The organism is Cupriavidus sp. FW305-F7 (assembly GCF_058782875.1).
In genome coordinates, this window is record NZ_JBYSYC010000004.1 from 260,255 (window position 1) to 285,866 (window position 25,612).

25 protein-coding genes and 1 pseudogene are annotated in these 25,612 nt (G+C 68.8%); 11 read left to right on the plus strand and 15 right to left on the minus strand.

Features of this window, described 5'->3' with window-relative positions:
• Window positions 1-329: 329 nt before the first annotated feature.
• On the plus strand, window positions 330-590 hold the full coding sequence (locus AC3WL8_RS06035) for a helix-turn-helix domain-containing protein (protein WP_013952696.1): 261 nt from the start codon (window positions 330-332) through the stop codon (window positions 588-590).
• Window positions 587-1,906 (plus strand): type II toxin-antitoxin system HipA family toxin, encoded by a 1,320-nt coding sequence (locus AC3WL8_RS06040; protein WP_211981176.1) that lies wholly within the window; start codon window positions 587-589, stop codon window positions 1,904-1,906. The genes AC3WL8_RS06035 and AC3WL8_RS06040 overlap by 4 nt, the downstream gene beginning before the upstream one ends.
• An 18-nt stretch (window positions 1,907-1,924) precedes the next feature.
• On the opposite strand, the gene AC3WL8_RS06045 is transcribed toward AC3WL8_RS06040, so the two are convergent.
• Together AC3WL8_RS06045 and pedF are read right to left on the minus strand one after the other, a co-directional pair.
• Complete coding sequence (locus tag AC3WL8_RS06045; RefSeq protein ID WP_013952694.1) at window positions 1,925-2,833, minus strand: substrate-binding periplasmic protein; 909 nt, start codon at window positions 2,831-2,833, stop codon at window positions 1,925-1,927.
• 82 nt (window positions 2,834-2,915) lie between these two features.
• Entirely contained in the window at window positions 2,916-3,395 is a 480-nt protein-coding gene (pedF, locus tag AC3WL8_RS06050; protein ID WP_492378002.1) for a cytochrome c-550 PedF, read from the minus strand.
• Between the two features lie 276 nt (window positions 3,396-3,671).
• On the opposite strand from pedF, the gene AC3WL8_RS06055 reads away from it, so the two are divergent.
• On the plus strand, window positions 3,672-5,660 hold the full coding sequence (locus AC3WL8_RS06055) for a sigma-54-dependent Fis family transcriptional regulator (protein ID WP_013952692.1): 1,989 nt from the start codon (window positions 3,672-3,674) through the stop codon (window positions 5,658-5,660).
• Window positions 5,661-5,690: 30 nt separating this feature from the next.
• Here the strand turns inward: AC3WL8_RS06055 and AC3WL8_RS06060 are convergent, their stop codons facing one another.
• Window positions 5,691-6,653, minus strand: a complete 963-nt coding sequence (locus AC3WL8_RS06060) for an MBL fold metallo-hydrolase (protein WP_211981171.1) — start codon at window positions 6,651-6,653, stop codon at window positions 5,691-5,693.
• A complete protein-coding gene (locus AC3WL8_RS06065; protein WP_211981169.1) occupies window positions 6,653-7,612 on the minus strand; it encodes an alpha/beta fold hydrolase in 960 nt (319 codons plus the stop codon). The genes AC3WL8_RS06060 and AC3WL8_RS06065 overlap by 1 nt, the downstream gene beginning before the upstream one ends.
• 92 nt (window positions 7,613-7,704) lie before the next feature.
• Between AC3WL8_RS06065 and pqqA the strand changes: the two genes are divergently transcribed.
• From pqqA to pqqE, 5 genes are all read left to right on the plus strand, one after another.
• The gene (gene pqqA / locus AC3WL8_RS06070) at window positions 7,705-7,779 is read left to right on the plus strand and encodes a pyrroloquinoline quinone precursor peptide PqqA (RefSeq protein ID WP_010809778.1); all 75 of its coding nucleotides are present in this window, start codon (window positions 7,705-7,707) and stop codon (window positions 7,777-7,779) included.
• A gap of 132 nt (window positions 7,780-7,911) precedes the next feature.
• Window positions 7,912-8,829: a pyrroloquinoline quinone biosynthesis protein PqqB gene (gene pqqB, locus AC3WL8_RS06075; RefSeq protein ID WP_013952689.1), complete on the plus strand. Its 918-nt coding sequence runs from the start codon at window positions 7,912-7,914 to the stop codon at window positions 8,827-8,829.
• Window positions 8,826-9,536 (plus strand): pyrroloquinoline-quinone synthase PqqC, encoded by a 711-nt coding sequence (pqqC, locus tag AC3WL8_RS06080; RefSeq protein WP_013952688.1) that lies wholly within the window; start codon window positions 8,826-8,828, stop codon window positions 9,534-9,536. Before pqqB ends, pqqC begins: the two co-directional genes overlap by 4 nt.
• The gene (gene pqqD, locus AC3WL8_RS06085; RefSeq protein WP_010809775.1) at window positions 9,533-9,805 is read left to right on the plus strand and encodes a pyrroloquinoline quinone biosynthesis peptide chaperone PqqD; all 273 of its coding nucleotides are present in this window, start codon (window positions 9,533-9,535) and stop codon (window positions 9,803-9,805) included. The genes pqqC and pqqD overlap by 4 nt, the downstream gene beginning before the upstream one ends.
• Window positions 9,777-10,928: a pyrroloquinoline quinone biosynthesis protein PqqE gene (gene pqqE / locus AC3WL8_RS06090; RefSeq protein ID WP_492378007.1), complete on the plus strand. Its 1,152-nt coding sequence runs from the start codon at window positions 9,777-9,779 to the stop codon at window positions 10,926-10,928. Before pqqD ends, pqqE begins: the two co-directional genes overlap by 29 nt.
• Window positions 10,929-11,008: 80 nt before the next feature.
• Here the strand turns inward: pqqE and AC3WL8_RS06095 are convergent, their stop codons facing one another.
• The 9 genes from AC3WL8_RS06095 to AC3WL8_RS06135 form a co-directional block, all read right to left on the minus strand.
• Window positions 11,009-11,332, minus strand: a complete 324-nt coding sequence (locus AC3WL8_RS06095) for a c-type cytochrome (protein ID WP_013952685.1) — start codon at window positions 11,330-11,332, stop codon at window positions 11,009-11,011.
• Between the two features lie 120 nt (window positions 11,333-11,452).
• On the minus strand, window positions 11,453-13,195 hold the full coding sequence (locus AC3WL8_RS06100; RefSeq protein WP_153953953.1) for a PQQ-dependent methanol/ethanol family dehydrogenase: 1,743 nt from the start codon (window positions 13,193-13,195) through the stop codon (window positions 11,453-11,455).
• Window positions 13,196-13,396: 201 nt separating this feature from the next.
• Window positions 13,397-14,368, minus strand: coding sequence for a quinoprotein relay system zinc metallohydrolase 1 (locus tag AC3WL8_RS06105; protein ID WP_492378003.1), 972 nt, complete (start codon window positions 14,366-14,368; stop codon window positions 13,397-13,399).
• A complete protein-coding gene (locus AC3WL8_RS06110; protein ID WP_228772386.1) occupies window positions 14,365-15,144 on the minus strand; it encodes a quinoprotein dehydrogenase-associated SoxYZ-like carrier in 780 nt (259 codons plus the stop codon). Before AC3WL8_RS06110 ends, AC3WL8_RS06105 begins: the two co-directional genes overlap by 4 nt.
• A 17-nt stretch (window positions 15,145-15,161) precedes the next feature.
• Window positions 15,162-15,974, minus strand: a complete 813-nt coding sequence (locus AC3WL8_RS06115; RefSeq protein ID WP_013952681.1) for an ABC transporter permease — start codon at window positions 15,972-15,974, stop codon at window positions 15,162-15,164.
• Between the two features lie 7 nt (window positions 15,975-15,981).
• Window positions 15,982-17,187: a type 1 periplasmic-binding domain-containing protein gene (locus tag AC3WL8_RS06120; protein ID WP_492378004.1), complete on the minus strand. Its 1,206-nt coding sequence runs from the start codon at window positions 17,185-17,187 to the stop codon at window positions 15,982-15,984.
• A complete protein-coding gene (locus tag AC3WL8_RS06125) occupies window positions 17,180-18,208 on the minus strand; it encodes a PQQ-dependent catabolism-associated beta-propeller protein (RefSeq protein ID WP_013952679.1) in 1,029 nt (342 codons plus the stop codon). Before AC3WL8_RS06125 ends, AC3WL8_RS06120 begins: the two co-directional genes overlap by 8 nt.
• Complete coding sequence (locus AC3WL8_RS06130) at window positions 18,205-18,981, minus strand: ABC transporter ATP-binding protein (RefSeq protein WP_013952678.1); 777 nt, start codon at window positions 18,979-18,981, stop codon at window positions 18,205-18,207. The genes AC3WL8_RS06125 and AC3WL8_RS06130 overlap by 4 nt, the downstream gene beginning before the upstream one ends.
• Window positions 18,981-19,976 (minus strand): tripartite tricarboxylate transporter substrate binding protein, encoded by a 996-nt coding sequence (locus tag AC3WL8_RS06135; RefSeq protein ID WP_211981165.1) that lies wholly within the window; start codon window positions 19,974-19,976, stop codon window positions 18,981-18,983. Before AC3WL8_RS06135 ends, AC3WL8_RS06130 begins: the two co-directional genes overlap by 1 nt.
• A gap of 376 nt (window positions 19,977-20,352) precedes the next feature.
• On the opposite strand from AC3WL8_RS06135, the gene AC3WL8_RS06140 reads away from it, so the two are divergent.
• Together AC3WL8_RS06140 and AC3WL8_RS06145 are read left to right on the plus strand one after the other, a co-directional pair.
• Window positions 20,353-22,794, plus strand: a complete 2,442-nt coding sequence (locus AC3WL8_RS06140; protein ID WP_211981163.1) for a TonB-dependent receptor — start codon at window positions 20,353-20,355, stop codon at window positions 22,792-22,794.
• Window positions 22,795-22,984: 190 nt separating this feature from the next.
• Window positions 22,985-23,266, plus strand: a complete 282-nt coding sequence (locus AC3WL8_RS06145) for a hypothetical protein (protein ID WP_249221271.1) — start codon at window positions 22,985-22,987, stop codon at window positions 23,264-23,266.
• A gap of 37 nt (window positions 23,267-23,303) precedes the next feature.
• On the opposite strand, the gene AC3WL8_RS06150 is transcribed toward AC3WL8_RS06145, so the two are convergent.
• Window positions 23,304-24,116 (minus strand): GntR family transcriptional regulator, encoded by an 813-nt coding sequence (locus tag AC3WL8_RS06150; RefSeq protein WP_153953960.1) that lies wholly within the window; start codon window positions 24,114-24,116, stop codon window positions 23,304-23,306.
• Window positions 24,117-24,256: 140 nt separating this feature from the next.
• Complete coding sequence (locus AC3WL8_RS06155) at window positions 24,257-25,282, minus strand: AraC family transcriptional regulator (protein WP_153953961.1); 1,026 nt, start codon at window positions 25,280-25,282, stop codon at window positions 24,257-24,259.
• A gap of 127 nt (window positions 25,283-25,409) precedes the next feature.
• Here AC3WL8_RS06155 and AC3WL8_RS06160 point away from each other — a divergent pair.
• A pseudogene (locus tag AC3WL8_RS06160) lies at window positions 25,410-25,612 on the plus strand (taurine dioxygenase); the annotation flags it as partial.

A 25,612-nucleotide genomic window follows, 5' to 3' on the forward strand; every position in this document is an offset into this window, starting at 1 on the left:
CGCCGGGGCGGCGAGGAACTAGTATGTTTACGATAACTGTATATTTATACAGTATCTGGTGCCAGCGCAAGGGGTAGCGGCGAGGGGTGGCCTGGGGGACACCGGGGAAGTGAGACGGGCGGGCGGCGGCCCGTCTTCATGTGCTCCCCAGCCGGTTTCATCCCGGGCGGCGGTCCGCAATAGAAAAAATAATTCTATAGCATTAATTTTCTAAAATATATCTACTATCGAATGATATGTGCCTGGCTATCGGCGCGCCGATGTATCATACTAAGACATGCATACATCAGCGAAATAATGTTATGTCATTAGTTTCCCAGTGCCGCGACATGCGTAAAGCGAGAGGCAAGACCCTGACCGATCTCGGGCGGGTGCTGGGCATGGCAAGCCAGAACCTGTCGGCGATCCTGCTGGGGAAGAAGGACAGCCGCGCATCGACCCTCGAAGCCCTGGCGGCCGCGCTGGATGCGGAATGGGTCCTGGTGCCCAACGAGCGGGCACAGGAAGTCAGGCAAGTCCTCGAAGGCAAAGGCAGCGGGCCCGACCGCAGTGCCCGCAGCGCGGTCGACATCTTCCTGGACCAGGAATGAGCTACGAACTGCATCCGCGCTTTCTTGAGGTCCGGCTGTACGACCAGCTATGCGGCTACCTGTGCGAGGCGAGCGGCAATGTCCGGTTCGTGCCATCCGAAGCCTTCCGGGGCGACACGCGCCGCCCCACGCTGAGCCTGTCGATCAGCGTCCCGACGGAGGCCGGCCGCAAGGCCACCGCCGAGGTGCTGGACAACCCCTTTCATCCTGCCGTCTACAGCACGGGCCATGAACTGCCGCCCTACTTTGCCGGCCTGCTGCCCGAGGGCGAACTGCGCAAGCGGCTCGAGGCAACGCGGAGCAATCCCGATGACAAGGACGATTTCGGCATCCTGGCATCGGCCGGAAATGATCTCCCCGGGGCCGTCGTCATCGTGCCGGCGGACATCGGCGCCTTGCCGGAGTATGCGCGGACGTATGGCGTGACCGGCGGCGCGGACAACCTGGAAATTGCCGTGGTGGAGGGCGCCACGCAGGGCGCGGCCTCGGTGTCCGGCGTGCAGAACAAGCTGGCCCTGTCGACAGTGCTGCAGAACAAGCGCTACACGCTGCCAGCCAAAGGCAGGCTGTCCGACATCATCGCCAAGCTTCCTGCCCGGAACGATGATTCGCAGGTATTCAACGAATCGATCTCGATGCAGCTCGCGGCCGCCGCCGGCGTCCATGTTGCGCCGACGAGAGTGCTGCCAGTCTCGACCATCGAGGTCGAGGGACTGGTTGAATCGTTGGGCGAAAACCTGCACTACCTTGCGGTGGACAGGTTTGACCGCACTCCGGCCGGACGTGTGCACGCCGAAGATGGCTGCCAGATGCTGGGCAGGATGCCAGCGAAGAAGTACGCCGGCATCGAGAGCTACATTCAGCTCGTTGCCACCCTGTATCGCCTGAGTCCGAGCGGGGTCGAGCATGCCCGGCAGTTCTTCCTCCGCCAGGCGGTCAACACGCTGATCGGCAACAGCGATGCGCACCTGAAGAACTTCTCGGTAACCTATCACAACGGGGTCTTGCCAGAACTGTCACCGGCGTATGACATCGTCTGCGTGGCCGCCCTTCCCGGCTTTGCGACCTATGGCCAGAACGTTGCCATCGACAAGCGGCAGCGTGAAGAAACCCTGGCAACGTATGAGACCATCGCGGAAAAGGCCGGCGTCCCGCGGCGCATTGCGACCGCCGCCGTCAGGGAAGCCGTCGCGCTGGCGCATGCCAACTGGCCGCGCATGCTGGACGACCTGGGCGCGCCGCAGGCCATCCGCAATGTCGTTGCCGAGCGACTGCAGACGCTGCCGCTTGCGCGGGCCGGCAGGCCGGCCAGGTGAGGCGCCCGCCAGCCACCCTCACGGCGCCTGCATCGACACCCCATAGCCGGCAAAGATGCGCGCCAGCTCGCCATTGCTGCGCAGCGCGCTCAACGCCTTTTCCAGCGCTTCGGCCAGTTCCCGCTCGTCTGCCTTGACCGCCAAGCCGACGGCCCACCCGCGCTGCGGCAGCAGCGGCGCGCTGGGTTCCGTCGCGGCAAAGCGCGCCCCGGATTGCCCCGCGGCCTTGAGCGCGCTCTCGTATTGGGCGCGCGTCACCATCGCCGCCACGATCTCGCCGGAAAACAGCGCGCGCAATGCCGCGTCGGCTTCGGGGTAGATCCTGACCTTGTCGCGCAAGGCGCCGCCCGCGCCGGACAGCAGCGCATTGGCCCCGGCCGAACCGGCTGCGGCGCCAGTCGGCTGCCCGGCCAGGTCTTCCAGGCCGCGCACCGCCGGCACGCGCTCGCGGTCCTGCACCAGCACGAAGGTCTCGCGGTAATACGGCGCGAAGATCAGCGCCTTGTCGTTCTCGCGCATGAAGGCGCGGTCGACCGGCACGTGCAGCATCACGTCGGCTGGCCCGTAGCCAAGGTAATGGCCGCGCCAGACCATGGCACGCAAGTCGTCAGCCATGTTTTCATCCGCATCGAACGGCATCAGCGCCACCGACAGGCCCAGCTCCTTGCCCAGTGCCCTGGCCAGGGCCACATCGATGCCCGCGACCTGGCTGCCCGCGATCGCGGAGAACGGCGGCAAGCCTTTGTAGACCGCCACCTTGAGGGTGCCGGCCTGGCGGATCCTGGCCAGGTCGGCCTGGGCCGGTTGCGCGCAGACGAGCGCGGCGGCAGCCAGCAAGGCGCCGCACAGCCAGCGCACGGCGCCGGCCGGCGCCGCCGGCATGGGGGACACGGAAAGCCTAGGGCCGCGGACAGGGCTGGCAGGCATGGGATGGCTCCTGGAAGATGCGTTGACCCGGCACTGCGGGCCGGGGCTGGACAACGGGAAGGGCTGCCGGCGCAGCCGCCCCTCACTCGCGGCGCGACTCCAGGTAGGTCTTGATGGCCCACACCGCCTCCTGGCTCAGCACGCCGTCGAACGGCGGCATGTACACGCGGCCGTCGCGCGTGCGGCCCTTGCGCACGGTGGTGGTGTAGAACTGCGAGATCTCGCTCATGCACGCCTCTTTCTTCTTTGCATCCGCCAGTGAGACGCAGTCGCCGTCAAGCTTGCGCAGGTCCGGCGCGATGCCCCCTGACACCGCTTCCAGGCCATGGCAGCGCGCGCAGTTCTGGTTATAGGCCGAGGTGCCGATGCGCAGCGCCTCCTTGTGCGCATCGCCGCTGCGGTAGGGATTGTCCGGGCGCCATTCGTCGCCCAGTTGTGGTAACGCTTTGGTATCGACGGCCTGGGGCGTTACGTCGCCATGGGCCAGCACAGAGCCGGCCGGGACAGCGGTCAGGGACCCGCAAAGCGCGAGCAAGGCAAGCAGGCGGCGCTGCGTTTTCATGGATGTCTCCTACAGTGGATGGGTCTTGGTGGTTTGCCCCATTTCCGCAAGAGCCATACCAGCCAGCCGGACCCGGCCCGGAGGCGCCTGCAGGCAGGCTTCGCCGCGCCGCCATCGCTCTGTGCAACGCAGCATCGCGGCACGGGTGTCCCGGATTGCCACACCCTGGCAAGTGTTTTGCTTCATGACGCAACACTGTCGACCATGCGCCTGGCGAAGGCGCCGACAGCGACCCGCGCAAAGATCGCGGGCGGACTTTCCACAGGAGACAGAGAAATGACCTTCCAGCCGGAACCGGCCCGCCCCGCGGCGGGCGCCCCGGGTGACACGAGGCAGCCCGAGCGCGACGAACTGATTGCCCAGGCCCACCAGCGTTCCGAGTCCTATGGCCTGCGTCCCTATGAATCGCCCGACTTCTGCCCGGTGCTGCAGAGCGAGCTGAAAACGCGGATCGAGCGTAGCCAGTCACTGTTCGCCTATGCGCTGCCGGTGATGGAAACGCTCTACGACCAGATCGTGAATACGCAGAGCATGGTCATCCTGACCGACGCCGATGGCCTGATCCTGCACTCGATGGGCGATGACGACTTTCTGGCCCGGGCCAACCAGGTCGCGCTGCGCCCGGGCGCGGAGTGGTCGGAAGCGCGCCGCGGCACCAACGCCATCGGCACGGCCCTGGCCGAGAACCGGGCCACGCTGGTACACGGCGCCGACCACTTCCTGGAGGCCAACCAGTTCCTGACCTGCTCGTGCATGACCATCCTCGACCCTTACGGCAAGACCGTGGGGGCGCTGGATGTGACCGGCGACCAGCGCGGTTTCCACAAGCACACCATGGCGCTGGTGCGGATGTCGGCGCAGATGATCGAGAACCAGCTGTTCGGCAACGCCTTCCGCGACATGGTGTGCATCCGCTTCCATTCGCGCGCGGAGTTCCTGGGCACGCTGGTGGAGGGCATTGTCTCCTTCACGCCCGGCGGGCGTTTCCTGTCAGCCAACCGCAGCGGGCAGTTCCAGCTTGGCCTGTCCAATGGCGCCCTGCATGCGCACACCTTTTCCTCGCTGTTCGGGCTGTCGATGTCGCAGCTGTTCGACGCGGTGCGCGCGGCCCATGCGGGCATCGTCCAGCTGCACCTGCCCAGCGGCGTCAAGGTCAGCGCCCGGGTCGAATGGAAGTCACCCGCCGCATCGCTGCCAGGCAACACCGATGCCGGCCACGCAGCCCCGCCCGGCACGGCCGCCGCACCGCGCAGCCTGGCCGCAGGCCCGGCCCGCTCGCCCGGGCTGGACGACCTGGACACGGGCGACGCGCAGATCCGCGCGGTCATCGGCAAGCTGCGCAAGGTCATCGGCAAGGATATTCCGGTGATGGTGCTGGGCGAGACCGGCACCGGCAAGGAACTGATGGCGCGCGCCATCCACGCCGACAGCCCGCGCCATGCCGGGCCGTTCATTGCCGTGAACTGCGCCTCCATCCCGGAAAACCTGATCGAGTCCGAGCTGTTCGGCTATGAAGAAGGCGCCTTCACCGGCGCCCGCAAGAAGGGCGGCATCGGCAAGATGCTGCTGGCCAACGGCGGCACGCTGTTCCTGGACGAGATCGGCGACATGCCGCTGCATCTGCAAGGACGGCTGCTGCGCGCGCTGCAGGAACGCGCGGTGTCGCCGCTGGGCAGCAGCAAGGTCATCCATGTCGACGTCTCGGTGGTGTGCGCCACCAACCGCAACCTGCGTGATCTGGTCGCCAACGGCCAGTTCCGCGAAGACCTCTACTACCGCCTCAACGGGCTGGTGGTGCGGCTGCCGGCCCTGCGCGAGCGCGGCGACCTCGACGCGGTGGCCGCCAGGCTGCTGCGCCAGGAGCAGGCGGGTGTGCAACCCGGCGAGCCGCCCCGCATCCGCGAGTCGGTGATGGAGATGTTCCGCCGCTACCACTGGCCGGGCAATATCCGCCAGCTGTGCAACCTGCTGCGCACCGCGCGGCTGATGGCTGAAGGCGAAGCCGAGATCACCGAAGACCACCTGCCCGACGACTTCCTCGATGACCTGCGCGAGCGCCAGGGGCATGCGGCGGTGCCCGCGGCCCATATGCTGCCGGGCGCGCAGCCCACGCGGCTGGCCGATGTCGAGGCCATGGCCATTGTCGCCACGGTCAAGGCGCACAACGGGAATATCTCTGCGGCGGCCAAGGCGCTGGGGATCTCGCGCAATACGGTCTACCGGAAAATGGAAGAGGCCCGCGGGCTGCCCCACCAGGCCGGCTGATCCCGGCCACGCACCAGGGCAGCCGCGCGCTCAGGCCAGCGGTTCGCCCTGCATCCACTGGTCTTCCAGCTCGCGCCAGGCGCGCTGCACGTTCAGCGGGTGGCGCGACTGGAAATGGCGCCAATGCCGGAACGGTTGCGCCGCCACGGCGTCGCTGGCGCGTGAGGCATCGCTGCCCGCGGCCAGCGCGGCGCCGATTCCGTCCGCCAGCGCATCCAGGTAGGCCAGCGTCGGCGCCAGCGTCTGGGCGGGCGTGCCCGGCGCAGTGCCCACCACCGTGCGCGCCGGCAGCTCCTGCAGCCGCCGCAGCGCACGGCGCCACCCCTGCAGGGAGGCCTCCTGCATCTCCGGCACGCGCTCGCGGTAAGCCAGGCCGCCCGCACACAGCAGCTGCAGCCGCGGCGCGTAGAGCACCGTATCCGAGGCACTGTGCGCGTTCGCGTAAACCTGCACCTGCCAGGCGGTAGCGCCGGTGTGCAGCCAGCCATCGGGCTGCAGCGCGGGCTCCGGCAGCACGATCGCGGCGCCGCGCATGGCACCGTTCCCGAGCAGCGTGGCCATGCGGGCCAGGCAGGCCGCGCAGCGTTGCCGCATCAGCGCAGCCGTGGCGGCGGAGGCCAGGAACACGGGCCGGGGCCGCAGCCGTGCGAACGCGGCATTGGCCAGCACGTTCTCCGGGTGGGCGTGCGTATTGACCACCCAACGCACGGGCTGCGACGTCAGCGCCCGGATGGCGCCGAGCAGCGCACCGCCCCACGTCGCCTGCGGCCCGGGGTCCACCACCAGCACGCCCGCACCGCTCAGATGGACCAGGGTCGGCACCACTTCGGCGGCGTTGGCGCGCGTCACTTCGGCATTGCCGGCGCGGGCCACGTACACGCCTGGCTGCAGCCGCTCCAGCGTGACCCGCGTGCCGGCAGCGGCCGCCGGCCGCCAGCCGTTCATGGCCAGCGCAAGCGTGGCGCCAAGAAAGCCGCGCCGCGTCGTGGGCATCACCGCTGCCAGCCAGCGGCGCGGATCGCGGCCACCAGCGCGTCGCGCATGAGCCCGGCCGCCAGGTGTCCGCCGTCCACCCAGGCCAGCCTTGCGCCCGGCATGGCGGCCTGCAGGCGCAGCGCGTTGGCAGGACGGCAGACCTTGTCGGCGCGGCCATGCAGCAGCGTCACCGGCAGGCCATGCGCGCCGATGACCCGCGCCGCCCTGAGCAAGGCCGGCTTGCCCAGTCCGGCCCGGTTGCGCAGGTAGTGCGCCTGGATGCGGTATTTGTTCACCGCGGCCATGCGCTCACGCCGCGGCTGCCGGCGCGTAGGCGACGCAGGGGAAAGACCCAGCAACGCCTGTTCGCTCGCCTGCCACGCCGCGGCAGTGTCCCGTTTTTGAACAGGCGTACCACTTTGCAACAGCCGTGACACAGTGAGCAGCCGCGCGCGCGCATCGGGCAAGCGCTCGCCCCGTGCCTTGACGCAATGCAGCATGCGGCTGCCCCCATGGCGCGGCGAAAACAGCGCGAGCACATCGTCGCGGCCAGTCAGGAAGGTGCCGCGCAGGACCACCGCCGCCACGGCGTGCGGGCATTGCGCCGCGTACGCCAGGGCAAGTGCCGCCCCCCATGATCCGCCCACCACGCCCCAGCGCTCGATGCCCAGCGCGCGGCGCAGCTGCTCCAGGTCGGCCAGCAGCGCGCCCACGGTATTGCGGCGCAGGCAGCCAGCCGGCCTGGAGCGGCCGGCGCCGCGCTGATCCGGCATCACCACGCGGTGCCGCCGCGGGTCGAACCATTGCGCCATGGCGGCAGAGCAGCCGCTGCCCGGCCCGCCATGCAGCACCAGCCACGGCTCGCCGTCCGCGGTGCCGGCCAGCCGCACATGCACGCGCTGGGCGTCGGGCGTACGCAGGTAGAAGGTGGTGGCCGTGCTGGAAAAGCCGGCGGATATCGTGGATGCGTCGGGCATGGATGTTGCCTTGAGGGAATGCGGCAGTCGGGCGGCAGCCAGGCGCCGCGGCAAGACGATATTCACTAACCATGCCACCCAAGGAGAGAGACATGCGCTGGACCACCCCCGCCTACACCGAGCTGCGGCTTGGCTTTGAAATCACGATGTACATCGCCAACCGCTGAACGTGCCGCGGCGCCTGCGACCGGCGGTGCGCCGACAGGCAAGCCGCGGACCGCAAGCACAACCAACGCAGGCAGGCGCCAGGGCTGGCGCCTGCTCCGTGAAGCCATGACCCAACACCAAGCGCTCACGCCATGACAAGCATCCGGGTACTGGGGTCGGCCGCCGGCGGCGGCTTTCCGCAGTGGAACTGCAACTGCCACAACTGCGACGGCGTGCGCCGCGGCACGTTGCGCGCCACGCCGCGCACGCAATCCTCGATCGCGCTGACGGGCGACGGGCCTGATGCCATCCTGGTCAATGCCTCGCCCGATATCCTGCAGCAGCTGCGCCAGGCGCCCGCGCTGCAGCCCGCGCGCGCGCCGCGCGACACCGCCATCGCCGCGGTCGTGCTGATGGATGCGCAGATCGACCACATCACCGGCCTGCTGATGCTGCGCGAACACCGCCAGGCGCTGCCGGTCTATGCCACGGCCGCCGTCCTCGACGACCTGGGCGCGGCCTTCCCGCTGACGCGCATCCTGTCGCACTACTGCGGCCTGCAGACGCACGCCCTGCCCTGCGACGGCACCGCGTTTTCAGTCCCGCCGCTGGACGGCATGACACTGACGGCGATACCGCTGGAGAGCAAGGCCCCGCCCTACTCGCCCAACCGCCACGCGCCGCGCGCGGGCGACAACATCGGCCTGCGCATCGAAGACCGCCGCAGCGGCCGTCGCGCCTTCTACGCGCCCGGCCTGGGCCGCATCGACGACCACGTCTTTGCGGAGCTGCACAGCGCCGACATCGTGCTGATCGACGGCACCTTCTGGCGCGACGACGAGATGCAGGCGCCGGGCTTCTCCGGCAAGAGCGCCGCCGACATGGGCCACCTGGCCCTGTCCGGACCCGGCGGCATGATCGAGGTCCTGGGGCGGCTGCCCGCCAGCCGCAAGATCCTTATCCATATCAACAATACCAACCCGGTGCTGGTGGAAGACTCGCCCGAGCGCGCAGAGCTGGCGCGGCACGGCATTGAGGTGGCGTACGACGGCATGGAAATCGCACTATGACATCTGCCATTCCCTCCAACTCCCTCATCGCCTGGACCGAGGCCGAGTTCGAGGCCCGCCTGCGCGCCATGGAAAGCGGCTACCACATCCACCATCCCTTCAACCAGCGCATGGCGGCGGGCCAGTGTTCGCCAGCGCAGATCCGCGCATGGGTGGCCAACCGCTTCTACTACCAGGACAACATCCCGCTGAAGGACGCCGCCATCCTGTCCAACTGCCCCGAGCGCGACACCCGCCGCGAGTGGGTGGTGCGCATCCTTGACCACGACGGCACCGACACCCAACCCGGCGGCATCGAGGCCTGGCTGCGCCTGGGCCAGGCGGTGGGCCTGGAGCGCGAAGCGCTGCTGAGCCACCGGCACGTGCTGCCCGGGGTGCGCTTTGCCGTCGATGCCTACGTCAACTTTGCGCGCCGCGCGCCGTGGCAGGAAGCCGTGTGCTCGTCGCTGACGGAGATGTTCGCGCCCGCAATCCACAAGGAACGCCTGGCCGGCTGGCCCACGCATTACCCGTGGATCGAGGCCGCCGGGCTGGACTACTTCCGCTCTCGCATTCCGCTCGCGCAGCGCGACGTGGACCATGGCCTGCGCGTGACGCTGGGCCACTTCCGCAGCGCGGCGCAACAGCAGCGCGCCCTCGACATCCTGCAGTTCAAGCTCGACGTGCTCTGGTCGATGCTCGACGCCATCCAGCAAGCCAACCCATGACAGCCAGCACGCAAGACCTCGCCAGACCGACCCTGCACCGGACCTTTCGCCTGCAATGGGAAGCGTCCCAGCAAAGCTGGGTGCTGCTGTACCCGGAAGGCATGGTCACCCTCAACGACAGCGCCGCCGCGATCCTGCAGCGCTGCGACGGCAGCCACACGCTGGACATGCTGATCGACGACCTGCAGGCCGCGTTTGGCGTGCAGGGCATCGCCCCGGAGGTACATGCCTTTGTCAAACATGCCATCGAACGCGGCTGGCTGGTCTGAGGTCCCGCCCGGCCCGCCGCTGTGGCTGCTGGCCGAGCTGACCTACCGCTGCCCGCTGCATTGCGCCTTCTGCTCCAACCCGGTGGACTATGCCCGGCATACGGCCGAGCTGAGCACCGCGCAATGGTGCGATGTGTTCAGCCAGGCGCGGGCGCTGGGCGCGGTGCAGCTCGGGCTGTCCGGCGGCGAGCCGCTGCTGCGCAAGGACCTGGAGATACTGGTCAGGCATGCGCATGGCCTGGGCTTCTACACCAACCTCATCACCTCCGGCGTGGGCCTGACCGACGCCCGCCTTGCCGCCCTGCGCGAAGCCGGCCTGGACCATATCCAGCTGTCGTTCCAGGACTCCACCCGCGAGCTCAACGACTTCCTGTCCAGCACCCGCACGTTTGACCTGAAGCAGCGCGTGGCGCGCATGATCAAGGCGCACGGCTACCCGATGGTGATGAACTGCGTGCTGCACCGGCATAACCTGCCGCATGTCGGCACCATCATCGAGATGGCCCTGCAGATGGGCGCCGAATACCTGGAACTGGCCAACACGCAGTACTACGGCTGGGCCTGGGAGAACCGGCTGGCGCTGCTGCCCACCTATGAGCAGCTGCGCGAGGCCGAGGCCGTGGTCCGGCAGTACCGCGCGCGCATCGGCAGGCAATGCCAGATCCTGTTCGTCGTGCCTGACTACTTCGAGGCTCGGCCCAAGAAGTGCATGAACGGCTGGGGTACCACCTTCCTTGGCGTGGCGCCCGACGGCACCGCGCTGCCCTGCCACGCGGCGCGCATGCTGCCCCGCCTGGCGCTGCCCAATGTCACCACGCAGGGGCTGCGCGAGATCTGGACCGAAAGCGATGCTTTCCGCCGTTTCCGCGGCACGCAGTGGATGCAGGAACCCTGCCGTTCGTGCGACCAGCGCGAGCAGGACTACGGCGGCTGCCGCTGCCAGGCGTTCCTTGTCACCGGCGACGCCGCCGCGACAGACCCGGTGTGCGAGCGCTCCGGCGCGCACGACAAGGTCAGCGAGATCGTGCTGCAGGGCCGGCTGGCCGTGGCGCAGGCGCGCGAACAAGCGATGGTATTTCGCAGCGATGGCAACTCGCTGCGGCTGAGCAGCGGCCAGCGGTAAGAAAGAAAAGACCCCGGCATGGCAGGCGCCAGCCGGGGTACCTTGCCGGCAAGCCGGCATCGTCAAGACAGTCGCCGGCCTCAGCTGGCACTCAACACCCACTCCGCCAGCTTCTTCGCGTCATCCTCGCCAAGGCTGCCATGCGGCGGCATCGGAATCCGCCCCCACACGCCCTTGCCGCCTTCGCGGATCTTCTTTGCCAGCCGCTCCGCCGCCTGGCTGTCGCCCTTGTACTTGGCGGCCACCTCGGCAAACCCCGGCCCCACCAGCTTTGACTGCATGCCATGGCAGGAAAAGCAGCCGCTCTTGTCGGCCAGGGCCTGCATGTCGGCGGCCGTGCCGGCCAGTGCCGCGCCCGGCAGCAGCGCCGAAACCACCGCCAGCGCCATCCATTCCTTCTTCATACCTGTGTCCCTCTTCGTCCCATTTCGACCCGTTTCGTCCTGTTGCAACCGCGCCCGGCGCACGCCGCGCACCCATGATGCGATGCGCGCGTGCGCCGGACCGTGTCACCTCCCGCCGGCTCAGCTCTTGTGCAGCTTGAACACCCACACCGAGCCGCCCTGCTCCAGGAAGTTCACGCGCTTGGCCACCTCGCCGCCCCACAGCGGCACCGCACCGCCCCAGCCGGACACCACCGCCACGTACTGCTCGCCGTTCTCTTCCCAAGTGACCGGGGGCGCCACCACGCCGCTGCCGGTCTGGAACTGCCACAGCTCCTTGCCGGTCCTGGCGTCGGCCGCCTTCAGGTAGCCTTCCGGCGTGCCCCAGAACACCAGCCCGCCGGCGGTGGTCATCACCCCGCCCCACAGCGGCGCGCTGTTCTTGACCTCCCACATGATCTTGCCGCTCTTGGGGTTGATGGCCCGCAACGTGCCGATATAGTCCTCGTTCAGCGGACGGATGGTGAAGCCCGCGCCCAGGAAGGCAGCACCCTTCTTGTAGCTGATGGGCTCGTTCCAGATATCCATGCCCCACTCGTTGGCGGGCACGTAGAACAGGCCGGTCTGCGGGCTGTAAGCCATCGGCTGCTGGTTCTTGCCGCCAAGGAAGCCCGGCGCGGCAAACACGGACTTGCCCTTCTTCTCGTCGCTGCCGGCGGCGGGGTCGCCGGGACGGCCTTCGGCGATGTAGTTGGGGCGACCGCTCTTCAGGTCGATGCCGGTGGCCCAGGTGATCTTCTTGACGAAGGGGAAGGCGTTGACCAGCTTGCCGCTGGCCGCGTCGTTGACGTAGAAGAAGCCATTGCGGTCGGCCTTGCCGCCCATGCGCTTGCCGTCCAGGTCGAAGGTCACGAACTCATTGACGCCATCGAAATCCCAGCCGTCGTTCGGGGTGTTCTGGTAGTGCCAGACGATCTTGCCGGTGGCGGGATCCAGCGCCACCGTCGAGGCCGAGTAGAGGTTGTCGCCCTTGCGGATATGGCTGTTCCACGGGCCCGGATTGCCGGTGCCGAAGTACACCAGCCCGGTGGCCGGATCATAGGTGCCGCCCAGCCAGGTGGCGGCGCCGCCGGTCTTCCAGGTCTCGCCCGGCCAGCTTGCGTTGGCGGTGCCGGTCACGCCGTTCTCGGTCTTGTTGCCGTCCTTGTCGTACTTGTAGCCCATATGGCCTTCCACCACCGGCCGCGACCACACCAGCTGCCCGGTTTTGGCATCGCGCGCCTCGACCCGGCCCACCACGCCGAACTCGCCGCCCGAGATGCCGGTCAGCACCATGCCCTTGACGATCATGGGCGCCGCCGTGTACGAATAGCCGGCAGCGTAGTCTTCCAGCTTCTCCTTCCACACCACCTTGCCGGTCTTCTGGTCCAGCGCCACCAGCTGCGCATCGAGCGTGCCAAAGATCACCAGGTTGTCGTAGAGTGCCGCACCGCGGTTCACCACGTCGCAGCACGGCATGATGCCTTCGGGCAGCCGGTGCTCATACTTCCAGAGCTTACGCCCGGTCTTCAGGTCCAGCGCATAGATGCGCGAATACGAGGCCGTCACGAACATCTTGCCGTCATGGATCAGCGGCTGCGATTCCTGCCCGCGCTGCTTCTCGCCGCCAAACGAGAACGACCACGCCGGCACCAGCTGCCCGACGTTCTTCGTATTGATGCGCGACAGCGTGGAATAGCGCTGGCCTTGCGGGCCCATGCCCCACGACAACACATCGCCGGGGCTCTTTGCGTCGTTCTCGATCATGGCATCGGTCACTGCCGCCTGCGCGGCCAGACTGGCCGCGGCAGCCGCAACCGCCATCACTACTCGTAACGTCCTCATTGCCATCTCCTCTCTTGTTTTGGGTTTCCCTGGTGCGCCACTGCGCCACACACCAGACATGCCTTTGGCAATTCCCATGCCAGTCGCATCCCCCCACCAGCACGCCGGTTGCGGCCCCGCTGCGTGATGGCGGCCGTGCCAGCGCGCAACACTGCGTTGCAGCTGCTCCAGAATTGAACAGCCCGCCACGGCTGGCCGGCGTCAGTGCCCAAGCGCGGCTTCCTCGCGCGCCGGGTAGAGATGGCCGACGTTGCGCAGGTACTCCGCGGGCATCGCGGCCCAGTGCGCGTAGGGCTGCGGCACCGGCATCGCCATGACCTCGGCCAGGTCCCGCCCCTGCGCCGCGGCCTCGCGCAGGCGCGTATCCAGCCATTGCAGGTAACCGCGCGTATGCGCGATGGCCTCTGCGCCGCCGCCGGCCGCAGGCACTGGCCCGTGGCTGGGGACCAGCACGCGCGCCCCGCTGTCGGCCAGCAGCGCCTGCAGCCGGTCCAGGCTGGCCTGCCAGCGGCCGATATCCGCGTGCGGCGTGGTCGGAATGCGTTGCCGGAACACCAGTCCGCCGGCAAAGACCACGCCCGCGCTGTGGTCCAGCACCACCAGGTCGTCGCCGGTATGGCCGTCCAGGCGCACGAGCTCCAGCGTATGGCGCCCGATCGTGCGGCGGCCCGGCGCCAGCGCGTGGGCAGCCGGCACGGACTCGGTGCCGCGCATCCAGTCGCCGCACAGGCGGTAGAGGTTGTCGGCATAAGCGGCGCCCTCGCGCCGCGCCCCGTCGATGGTGCCGGCCAGGGCGCTGCCGCGCACATCGGCATAGGCCTGGTTGCCGAAGAAATAGTCTGGATGCAGGTTCAGGTTCAGCACCAGCCGCACCGGGGCGGCCGTGACCGATGCAATCGCCTTGCGCTGCTGCTCGCCATACAGCCGCGACGGGCCGGTGTTGATGACCACCACGCCGTCGCCGGTGTCGATAAACGCCGTATTGATGATGTTGCAGCCGTTGCCGGGCGCGAAGTCGGCATTGGCGCCTTCCAGCAGCCACACGCCCGCGGCGATCTCGCGCGGGGCCAGGCGGTAGTCAGGAGGCTGCAGCGCGGCCTGCTGGGCGAGTGCCGGCGGCACGGGCTGGCCCGCCAGGCATAGCAGCAACCACAGTAGCAATCGTCGCTTCATGGGGACACCCGCGCCGCGATGCGGTTGCCGTTGTTGTCGTGGCCGGCCACCGTCATGCCCGGCGGCACGGCATCGCGCAGGTCGAAGGAGAAGATCGGATTCTCGGCAACCGGCTCATGCAGCGTCAGTCGCAGCAGCGGCTGCCGGGCCGCGTCAGCCAGGACCAGGGTCTCGATATGGAACGCCGGGATACCTGCCGCCAGGCCGGTATCCATCGGATGCATCACGCGCAGCCGCACGCGTGCCGCGGCCCCGCCGAAGCCCGGGAACACGCGCGCGTCCACGCGGTTGAGCGTGCGGCTCCAGCTGCCGTCGCGGCGCGTGGCGCCGGGCACCGTGCAGCCCCCGCCGCCGGCATCGACCAGCACGCTGCCGACATGCCAGGTGCCATCGCGCGTGCGCGCCGCCACCCGCACCGGCGATGCCTGTTCCAGCTTGAAGCGGAACGACAGCGACGGGCGCACCCGCAGCGGTTCGAACGCCAGCACCTCGCGGATCGGGTTGCGGTCCACCGCCACCACGATGCGATCCACTTCGCCCAGCGCCGAGGCATCGAAGGCGATCGGCACGCGCATGGGGTCTTCCGCAAACGCCGGCCCGGTCACCCTGACGCGGCTGTCGAACACCACCGGGCCAGTCTGCAGCAGCTCCTTCTGGATCCAGGCCCATTGCGGCGACTGCAGCGGATCGCTGTGCGCGATGACGGCGTCCGCTGCCCCGGCAGCCGGTACCGCCGGACTGGCCATGCCCAGTGCGGCCGCCATCAGCAGGACCATGCCCCGCGTCCGGCGCCTCATGCCTGCTGCCCCCGGCGCGCCATGCCGCGCTGCGGGTCGTAGCCCTGCAGCGCCAGCGCGAAGAACACCACCGCGCTGCCCGCCACCACCGCCAGGCTCAGCGGTGCCACCTGCCCGTACAGCGCAAAGCGGATCGCCTCGACCGCGTGGGTGAAGGGATTGAAGCGGGCCAGCTGGTACACCAGCTCCGCGCCCGACTCCTGCAGCTTCCACAGCGGATACAGCGCCGAGCTGATGAAGAACATCGGGAAGATCACGAAGTTCATGGTGCCGGCAAAGTTCTCGAGCTGGCGCACATGGACCGACAGCAGCAGGCCCAGCGCGCCCAGCATCAGCGCGGCCAGCGCCATGGCGCCCGTCGCCGCCAGCAGGTGCAGGGACTCGAAGCGGATGCCGAAGGCCATCGCCACCAGCAGGAACGCGGCCATCTGCAGCAGCGACAGCACCGTGCCCGCCGCCAGCTTGCAACCCAGCAGCCAGCCCCGCGGCAGCGGCGCGGTCAGCAGCAGCCGCATCACGCCCATCTCGCGGTCGTACACCATGGCCAGCGACGACTGCATGCCGTTGAACAGCGCGATCATGCCCAGCAGTCCGGGCGCCACGTAGATCTTGTATTCGATGTAGGTGTCATAGGGCGGCGCAATGGCGACGCCCAGCGCGTTCTGGAAGCCCGCGGCAAACACGAGCAGCCACAGCAGCGGGCGCACCAGCGACGACAGCAGGCGCCCGGGCTGGCGCAGGTACTTGCGCAGCTCGCGCCCGCAAACCGCGCGCAGCGCGCGCCAGCGATGGATCAGGATGGAGGCCATGGGTGCGCTACGCGGATGGGGTCCGGCACGCCGTGTCGGCTTCATCGGCGCCCAGGGTGTCGAGGTTGTTCTTCGGATGCAGCACGCCTTCCACCGGGGCCATGCCGACCACGCCGTCAGGGTGAGCCAGCAACACCGGCTGGCGCAGCTGGCGGTCCCAGCGGCGGAACGACAGTGGCGGCCCCTTGAAGCCGTCCACCACCACCTGCCCGGCGGCAAGCGCCTGCGCCTGTCCGGCAAACCCGGCCCTGGGCAGGCGCGCCACGCTCTCGGCGATGGCCTTGACCGCCACCCATGCAGCCCAGTCGTAGCCGGTCATCGGACGGCCCGCCGCCCGCATGAAGCGCCGGTTGAGCTGCGGCCCGCCATTGCGCTCCCAGGCCCAGTGCCACGCCTGCGCGCCCAGCCCGCTGGCGCCCACTACCGGGCGCGGCAGCAGCGTGGCGTAGGGCACGCCGCGGGCGAACTCGCCGTCGGCATCGGCCACCACCACCACGTCATAGTCCACGCCGCCGGTCAGCAGGCCGAGGTTGGCCTGGTCGCGCTCACGCGGGTCGTTGGACAGCCTGAAGGTGCGCTGCCCCGACCAGGCAATGCCAAAGCGCCGCGCCGACATCACCAGCGCATCGCGCTGCGCCGCATCGGCCGCGGACGGGCCGCTCAGCAGCAGGGCGCGGCGCCATTTGCGCAACACCAGGTACTGCATCAGCGCATCCGCGCGCATGCGCAGGCTGGGCAGCGTGTGCAGCAGCACCGGCGCGCAGCCGGCGCCGCGCAACGCGTCGTCATCGGCGGACACGTTGAACAACAAGGCCTCGCCCGGCCTGACCGCGCCCGCGGCCGCCCTGACCGACGCCGACGGCAGGTCCAGCAGGATATAGCGCGTGCCCTGCCGCGCCAGCGCAGCGACCAGCGGGGCCACCTCGGCGCCGGTGCGGGCTTCCTGGACTTCCAGCCTGAGCGACTGGCCCGCGGCCTCGAGCGCCACGCGCGCTTCCGCGGCCGCCACCTGGGCGCCGTCGAGCGCACGGCCCTGCGGCTGGCCGGGATAGCGCTGCGCCAGGCGCCGGGGCGCATAGCGCGCGTCGTCGGCCTGCGACACGACCGCCACGCGCACCTCGGCAGCGTGCACCGCGGCAGGCAGCCACGCCAACGCCATGGCGCCCAACCCGGCACGCCACCACTGCCACCACGCACGCGAGCGCTCAGTCATCGATCGCCACCGAATGCGGCACCCGGCCCGCCTTGAGCGTGGCCACCGCCTTGCGGCTGGCGGTGTCCACCACGCTGACATCGTCGGACAGGCCGTTGGCGACATAAAGCCGCGCGTTGTCGCGGCTCAGCGCCAGCCCCCATGCGCGGCGGCCGACCAGCACATAGTCCTGCACCCGGCGCGACGCCACCTCGACCACCGCGACATGGTTGGCGCGGCCCAGCCCGATATAGGCGCGCGTGCCGTCGCCGCTGGCCGCCATGCCCACCGGGGTCACGTCCTCGGCGCGAAAGCCCCGGGGCGCGAAGGCGATGGTCTGGGCCACCTCGAAGGTATCGGTGCGGATCACGCTGACGCTGGCCGAGAGCTCGTTGGACACCCACAGCTCCTTGCCGCCGCGCACCAGCAGCAGCCGCCGCGGCCGGTTGCCGACCTGGATATTGCGGATCACCTTGCGCGAGGCCACGTCGATGACATGGACCAGGTTGGCCACCTCCGAGGTCACGTACACATGCCTGCCGTCGGCGCTGACCCTGACGCCCTCCGGCTCCTCACCCACCCTAAGCGCGAACACGCGCTTGCCCGAAGCCGTGTCGTAGGCCGACAGCAGCCCGTCCTCTTCATTCGAGACATAGAGCGTGCGGCCGTCCTGGCTGAGATCGAACAACTCCGGATCGTCCCCCACCGGCAGCGATGCCACGGTCTTGCGGCTGGCCACATCGACCACATCCACCCGGTTGTCGTCGCTGCAGGCCACGTACAGGCGCGTGCGGTCGGGCGACAGCTGCAGGTGGCGCGGGCGCTTGCACTGCCGCCATACCGCGACCAGTTGCCGGCTGCGGGCATCGAAGACGGCGAGGGCATCGTCCTTCTCGCTCGAGACGAAGACCTGGTTGGTAGCCTGGCCGACGGGGGGCGCGGCGCCGCCCTGCGCGCCTTCGGCCAGGCCGGCGGCAACCAGCAGCGTCGTAACCAGCAGCAAGGTAAAGGCAAACCAGACGGGGGATGGCATCTTGTTCATGCGGGTACGCGCCTCGCAGCCGGGTCAGTGACAGGGGCCGGCGGCGTCATGGCCAGGAAGGCGCCCTCCAGGGTGTCGCACGCCGCAGCGCCGCGCAGTGCGGCCGGGGTGCCGTCGAAACGCACGGTGCCGCGGTCCAGCACGATCACGCGGTCGGCGTGCTCCACCTCCTGCACCAGGTGGGTGGCCCACAGCACGCCGGCCTGCGCCCGCGCCGTCAGCCGCCGGGCATCGGCCACCAGCTGCGCGCGCGAGGCCGGGTCCAGCCCCACCGTCGGCTCGTCCAGCAGCAGCATGGCCGGTTCATGCAGCAGCGCGCGCGCCAGTTCCACCTTGCGCCGGTTGCCGCCAGAAAGCTCGCGCACCGGTGCGCGCGCACGCGCCGCCAGCCCGAAGTCATCGAGCAGCCGGGCGATGCGCTGCGCCGCCACTCGGCGCGGCAGCCCGTGCAGGTCCGCGTGAAAGCGCAGGTTGGCCAGCACCGGCAGGTCCAGGTCGATGGCCGGCTGCTGGAACACGATGCCCAGCCGTGCCAGCGCACGCACCGGATCGCGCCGCATGTCGCTGCCCATGACCGTGACCTGCCCCGCATCGGCCACGAACAGGCCGCTGAGGATCTGGAACAGCGTGGTCTTGCCCGCCCCGTTGGGCCCGAGCAGTGCCACGAACTCGCCGCGCCGCACGCTGAGCGAGACCCCGTCCAGGGCCGCGCGGCTGCCGAACGCCTTGCGCACGGCGTCGCAGCACAGCGCCGGTGGTGCCTGCATGGCCATCACAGCTGCCCCCCGGGCCGCGCGGTGCCCACGCGCCCGGCAAAGGTCCGCTCGGTCTCCCACGCATGGCGCAGGAAGGCATCGTATTGCGCGGTATTCAGGTAAGTCAGTTCCTGGTCGTACCTGGCCAGTTCCGCAAGGTGGCGCGGCTGCTGCATCGCGGCGCGGAACGCGTCATGCAGGCGGCCGACGATTGCCGGATCGGTGCCGCGCGGCACGCCGATGCCGTAGGGCGAGTTATGGACCGCATCGGCAAAGCCCAGCTCGCTTACCGTCGGCACCTCAGGCCAGCGCGGTGAGCGCTGCGCGCTGAACACGGCCAGCAGGCGCAGCTTGCCGATCTCAACGTAGGGCGCGAAGCCGGTGGAATTGACCCCCGCCATCAGCGAACCGTTGGCCACCGCCAGCATCTGGTCAGCGGTGCCGTGATACGGCACGTGGATATAGCGCACGCCGCTGCGCCCGAGCACGTCCTCCATCGCCAGATGGGCGGTGGTGCCGATGCCGGTGGAACCCACGGTCAGCTCGCCCGGATGCGCGCGGCCCCAGGCAATCAGGTCGCGCAGCGAGCGCAACGGGCTGTCTGTGGGCACCACGATGCCGAAGGTGTAGCCCGAGATCATCAGCACCGGCTGGATGTCGCGCAGCGGCTGCCAGGCGGTCTTCTGCTGATGCGGGAAGCGATACACCGTCAGCGGCAGCTGGCCGATGGTGTAGCCGTCCGGCCGCGCCGCGGCAAGCAAGCCACCCACCAGCGTGCCGCCGGCGCCCGGCCGGTTCTCCACCACGATCGGCTGCCCCAGCTCACGCCCGGCCAGCTCCGCCAGGATGCGCATGGAGATATCGGTGGCGCCGCCCGCTGGCCATGGCACCACCAGCGTGATCGGCCGCGACGGATACCCGTGCGCGCCCTCGGCCAGCGCGGCGCCCGCATGGACCAGGCCGAGGCACGGCAACATCAGGCAGGCAAGGCAGCGACCGAGGCGGCGGAACATGGCTGGGCACCAGGCAGAGTGTTGATGCGGGTGAACAGAGCAAGGCCGATACCATGTGCAGCGCAGCATGGGGCCGCGCTCCATGCCAGGCGTTGCCTGGCCGCGCCGGACGCACTCCCGGACGCTGCGGCCAGGCCGTGCCTTGTGCGGTGCGCCGCGCACGACTGTCCCATGGTGGAGCACCGGCCCGCTGCTTGTGCCCGCGGCTGTCCTGTTTTGTGACAGGCACCGGCGCAAGGCGGATTCGGCCAGCGCGTCCCTCGGGCCTCTCGCCGCGCAAGTCCCGAACTCCCGATGCACGGTATGAAACCTGCTCAGCTCCGGGCAAGCGCTACCCAATGCAGGTATCGCACCGCTTATCCGGAGGAGACGGAACATGCCAGCCAACCCCCGCCCCGCACCGCCAGGGCAGGCGCCGCGCGACACCGTGGCTTGCCGCGGCAGGGCCAGCCGCGGCGCCGCCACCGCGATTGCCGTGGCGGTCGCCCTGATGGCCCAGCGGCCCGCTGTTGCGCAGCAGGACACCCCTGTCCCAAACCAGGACAGCGCCATGCTGCCGGAAGTCCTGGTGGTGGCCGCCGCGCCGCTGCCGGGCATCGGCGTGGACAGCGACCTGGTGCCCTACACCGTGCAGACCGTGCGCGGCGATGACCTGGACCGGTCGCGCGCCGGCAACCTGGCCGAGTATCTGTCCCGCAACCTGGCCGGCGTCAACGTCAACGACATCCAGGGCAGCCCGTTCCAGACCGACATCACCTACCGCGGCTTCCGTGCCTCGTCCATTCCGGGCGTGCCGCAGGGCCTGTCGGTCTACCTGGACGGCATCCGCGTCAACGAGCCCTTCGGCGACGTGGTCAGTTGGGACATGATCCCGGAAGCCGCGCTGGCGAGCGTGTCGCTGGTATCCAGTGCCAACCCGGCCTACGGCCTCAATACCCTGGGCGGCGCGCTGGCCATGACCACCCGTTCCGGGCTGGACTCGCCCGGCTTCACGGCCGACCTGTCCTACGGCAGCGGCGCCCGCAAGCGCGCCGACCTGTCCGGCGGCGTGCGCAGCGACGGCGGCTGGCACGCATTCGCAGCCGGCACCCTGTTCCAGGAATATGGCTGGCGCGACCAGTCGGGCGGCCGGCTTGGCAACGTCTTCGCCAAGGCTGGCTATGCGGGCGACACTGACAGCTGGGACGTGTCCGTGCTGCACGGCCGCAGCACGCTGACCGGCAACGGGCTGGTGCCCAGCTTCCGCGCCAGCGGCAACGGCACGCTGCCAGACATCTACCAGGCCAACCGCCGCGCCGTGTACACCTACCCCGACCAGACCCGCAACCAGTTGACCCAGCTCGCCGTCAACGGCCGCCACTGGTTCGACGACAAGACCAGCGCCGCGGCGCTGGCCTATGTGCGCACCAGCCGCCGCGACACCACCAACGGCGATGTCAACCCCGCCTACGAGGCCTATGCCGAAGACTGCGAGGACGGCTTTGCGCCCGACGGCAGCCCGCGCGGCGACGCCTGCGGCATGACCCGGGCCGAAGGCGCCGCGCTGCATCCCGCCGTGATCAACACCACCCATATGTGGCAGCAGACCGTCGGCATGGCGCTGAGCATGGCCAGGGAGACCGACCACCACCTGCTCAACGCCGGCCTGACCCTGGACCGCAGCCGCCTGACCTACTCGCAGTACGCCCAGCCCGGCACCTTCACCGACGACCGCGGCGCGGTGGCCGACCCGGACGCCCCCAACGCCCTGTTCTCCGGCGTCGGCGGCAGCTCGCGCATGCTCGGCCTGTACCTGTCCGACACCTGGTCGCTGACCCCCAGCACCTTCCTGACCGCTTCGGCCAGGTGGAACCACGTCGCGGTAAGCAACACCCTGCGCAACAGCGACGGCAGCGAACAGCCGCGCGAGAGCTTTACCTACCGCCGCCTCAACCCGGCGCTGGGGCTCTCGCAGAAGCTGGGCGGCGGCGTCACCGTGTTCGGCGGCTACGCCCAGAACAACCGCGTCCCCACCGTCCTCGAACTCGGCTGCGCCGACCCGACGCGGCCCTGCCGCCTGCCGGCCGGCCTGCAGGCCGACCCCTACCTGAAGCAGGTGGTCTCCCACTCCTATGAAGCAGGCGTGCGCTGGCACCGCGGCAAGGACACCGAAGTCACCGCGTCGCTCTACCGCGTCGACAATCACGACGACATCCTCTTCCTGCGCGCGCCGAACACCCAGCTCGGCTATTTCGCCAACTTCGACCGCACCCGCAACCAGGGCCTGGACCTCACCGCCCGCCAGCGCGTGGGCGATGTCACGCTGCGGCTTGCCTACAGCTATCTCCAGGCCACCTACCAGGCCGCCGGCCAGCTTGCCGCCGGCGAGCGCACCATCGACATCCGGCCCGGCATGCGCATGGCTGGCCTGCCCCGCCATACGCTCAAGCTGGGCCTCGACTGGCAGGCACTGGCCGGCCTGACGCTCGGCGCCGACCTGGTGGCGGTGTCAAGCACCGTCTCCAGCGGCAACGAAGACGGCCTGCGCAGCGACCCGCAACCGGGCGTGCCGCCGAAGACCGCTGACTGGCATGTGCCCGGCTACGCCACCCTCAACCTGCGCGCGGCGTACAAGGTGAACAAGCGGTTTGAGATCTATGCGCGCGTGGCCAATGTCTTTGACCGGCGCTACGAGACCTATGGCCAGATCGCGAATGATGTGTTCCCCGGCGGCAGCCTGGTGCGCCCGCACGTGGCACCGGGGGATGCCGCCAGCGCGCTGTTCGTGGCACCGGGCGCGCCGCGGAGCTTCTGGCTGGGGGTGGTGTTCCGGATGTAGCAAGCCAGGCAGGTTCCGCTGAGCAATGCGACGCGGGCCGGCACGCAATGAGAACCTGTCGGCCCGCACCCGGGGCGCGCTACTATTCGCCTGACACGGCGCCTTTGCGTCGAGCGTCAGCCCTCTCCCCCACCCCGTCATGACCTGCATTGTCCGCATCGCCCTCCACACCCTGGCATCCGCAGGCCTCATGTTCCTGAGCACCGCGCATGCCACCGACATCGACTGCGATCCGTCGGCCACGCCTGCCAGCGCCACGCAGGCGCAACGACTGATCTGCGAATCCGCGCTGTTTTCCATGGGCTACCAGCGCATCTACGCCGACCAGCAGCGCCTGCTCAAGGCGCGGGCAATCACTGAGGCGGACATTGCAGCGTTCCGCAAGAAGCGGGACCGTTGCGATTCGGCGTCCTGCCTGGATACGGTCTTCCGGGAATGGAATGCGTTCGCCAGCCGGGCGCGGGTCCCTTGACCGGAGAGCCATAGCGGGCAGTCCTGCCCGCGCGGACTCAGAAAGCGCTTGCTGGCACAGCGCCATGGCCGGCAGGGCCGGCCTTGCCTTTCTGGACGCCGGATGCCAGTGCACGGATGGCGGCTTCGCGGGAGTTTCCGATGCGCTTGTGAGCGGTCTCCAGGACCGCATCGATATCCCGCCTGGTTACGGCGCGCTGCAGGGCACGCCAGGTCTTGAAGGAATTCTCCAGCGACCCGGGACGGGAGGCGAGCCCCAACCGCACATAGCGCAGGACCCGCAGCGAGATGGAGTTCAGCAGCTCCCCGACCAGCCGGTTGCTCGACAGGTCTGCCATGGCCATGTTCGCCAGGAAGGTCACGCTGATATAGGCGTCCACGGATTCCTCGACGGCCTTGCCGAGCCGCGGCATGAATTGCTCGAATAACGCATCAAGCGCGTCCGCGCGCTCTTCCATCAGCTGCCTGAGCAGAATGGCAAACAGTGCGTCCCGCACGACGTAGATATCCCGCAGATCCTGGGCATTGGGCTCGGTGACAATGGCGCCGCGCCGAGCGCGGAACTCGATCAGCCGCTCCCGCTCCAGGATGCGCAAGGCCTCGCGCACTGGAGCACGGCTGACCTCCAGGACCTCGCTGATGTCTTTCTCAAGCAGGCGTTGGCCTGCGTGGATCACGTCGATCGTAATCAGTCCCGCCAGCCGCACCGCAATCTGGTCAGCAACGGATGCCGACCAATCGCGTCCATGCATAAGCGCCTGCTCGACCGCCAGCGTGACCGGATTCTGCGGTGTTTGCGGCGCAAGCAGCAACTGCAGTTCTGGCGTGTTGGTAGTCTTGAGTCTGCCCATGAGGGGTAAATCCTTCCGATTATTGGGGAACCGGTCGGGTGTTGCCCTCGATCGGCGCTGCACCGCTCGCAGCGTCCAAGATCTTACCTTACGTGGCGTATCGGGCGGATGGCCGGGCGTGGCATTTCGGTCGGTGCAGGCTAAGCAGTCGTCTTTCGGCGCACTGTGCCGCGTGTGGCCCGGCTCTCCTTGGGGCTGCAACCAAATTGCGCGTGATACCAGCGCGAGAATCCGCTCGGCGCGGAAAAACCGAGTAGCGTCGCCACCTCGGTCAACGGGCGATCGCTTTCGACGACATGACGCGCGGCGAGTTCCGTGCGGATGTCGTTGACGATCGACGAGAAGCTCTGCCCCTCCTCCGCCAGCCGGCGCTGGACCGTGCGGCACACCACGCCCAGGTGGTCCGCCACCTGCTCGATGCTGCAACGTCCGCTGGGCAACAGCAGCAGGACAATGCGCCGCACGTCCTCAAGCATGGTCGCCTGCTGCGAGATGACAGACGCGTCTATCAGCTGCTGCGCGTAGCGCGCCATGGCCGGATCGGCAGACGGGTTGCGTGCGTCGAGATCGGCCTTCGCGCAGATGATGCAGTTGAATTCATAGTCGAACTCGACGCAAGGGCCAAAAAACCGGTGGTGCGTACTAAGGTCCCGCGGCGCCGGGTGCTCAAAGCATACACGCCGCGGCTCCCAGTCGGGCTTGAGAAGCTGGCGTATCAGCCGCACCATTACCCCCAGTGCCAGTTCAACCCTTTGGCGCGTGGGCTGATGTGCACTGCCAGCGATGACCGCCTCGCGAATAATGACCAGTTCACCGCACTCCTCTACCGCCAGCGACAGCGCACCGTTGAGCAACGCCTGATAGCGCATCAGCATGCGAAGCGAGTCGCGCAGCGTCGCCTGGTCGCGGATCAGCAATCCTACGGCCCCAAGATTCGACAACAGCCGCGACTCGGCCATGCACAGTCCGAAACTCTCGTTGCCAGACAGGGTTGCTGACGCCTGCAGCAATCGTCCGACACGCTCCACCGGAATCATGAGGTCCGGCTCGCGCAGCACGCTCGGACTTAACCCCGCGTCAAGGAGCATCCGCACCGGGTCCAGTCCGGCGGTTCGAGCGACCTCGCTGTAGTTGGTGAGGGCCGCAGCGCGGACTAGTGAAGACATTGGCGGTCAGAGTAGAACATTGACATGGAATGATAAATCCCAGTCATGTACTGTCAAGCGGGAGAAACCCGTCACATCCAGACTCGCAAGGATCGATTGGCCTAATCGACAATAGGAGACAGTGTTCATGATTCAGCGCCTCAAAGCGGCACCCGCGGTGGTCCGCGCAACCTCTCTGGGCAATTCGATCCAGGTCGAGCAAGTCACTTGCACGATCGGTGCGGAGCTCAGCAACGTCAACCTCGGTGCGGCTGCCGAAGACGACCAACAGATGGCGGAAATCCGTGCCCTGCTCCTGAAGCATCGCGTGCTGTTCTTCCGCGACCAGGA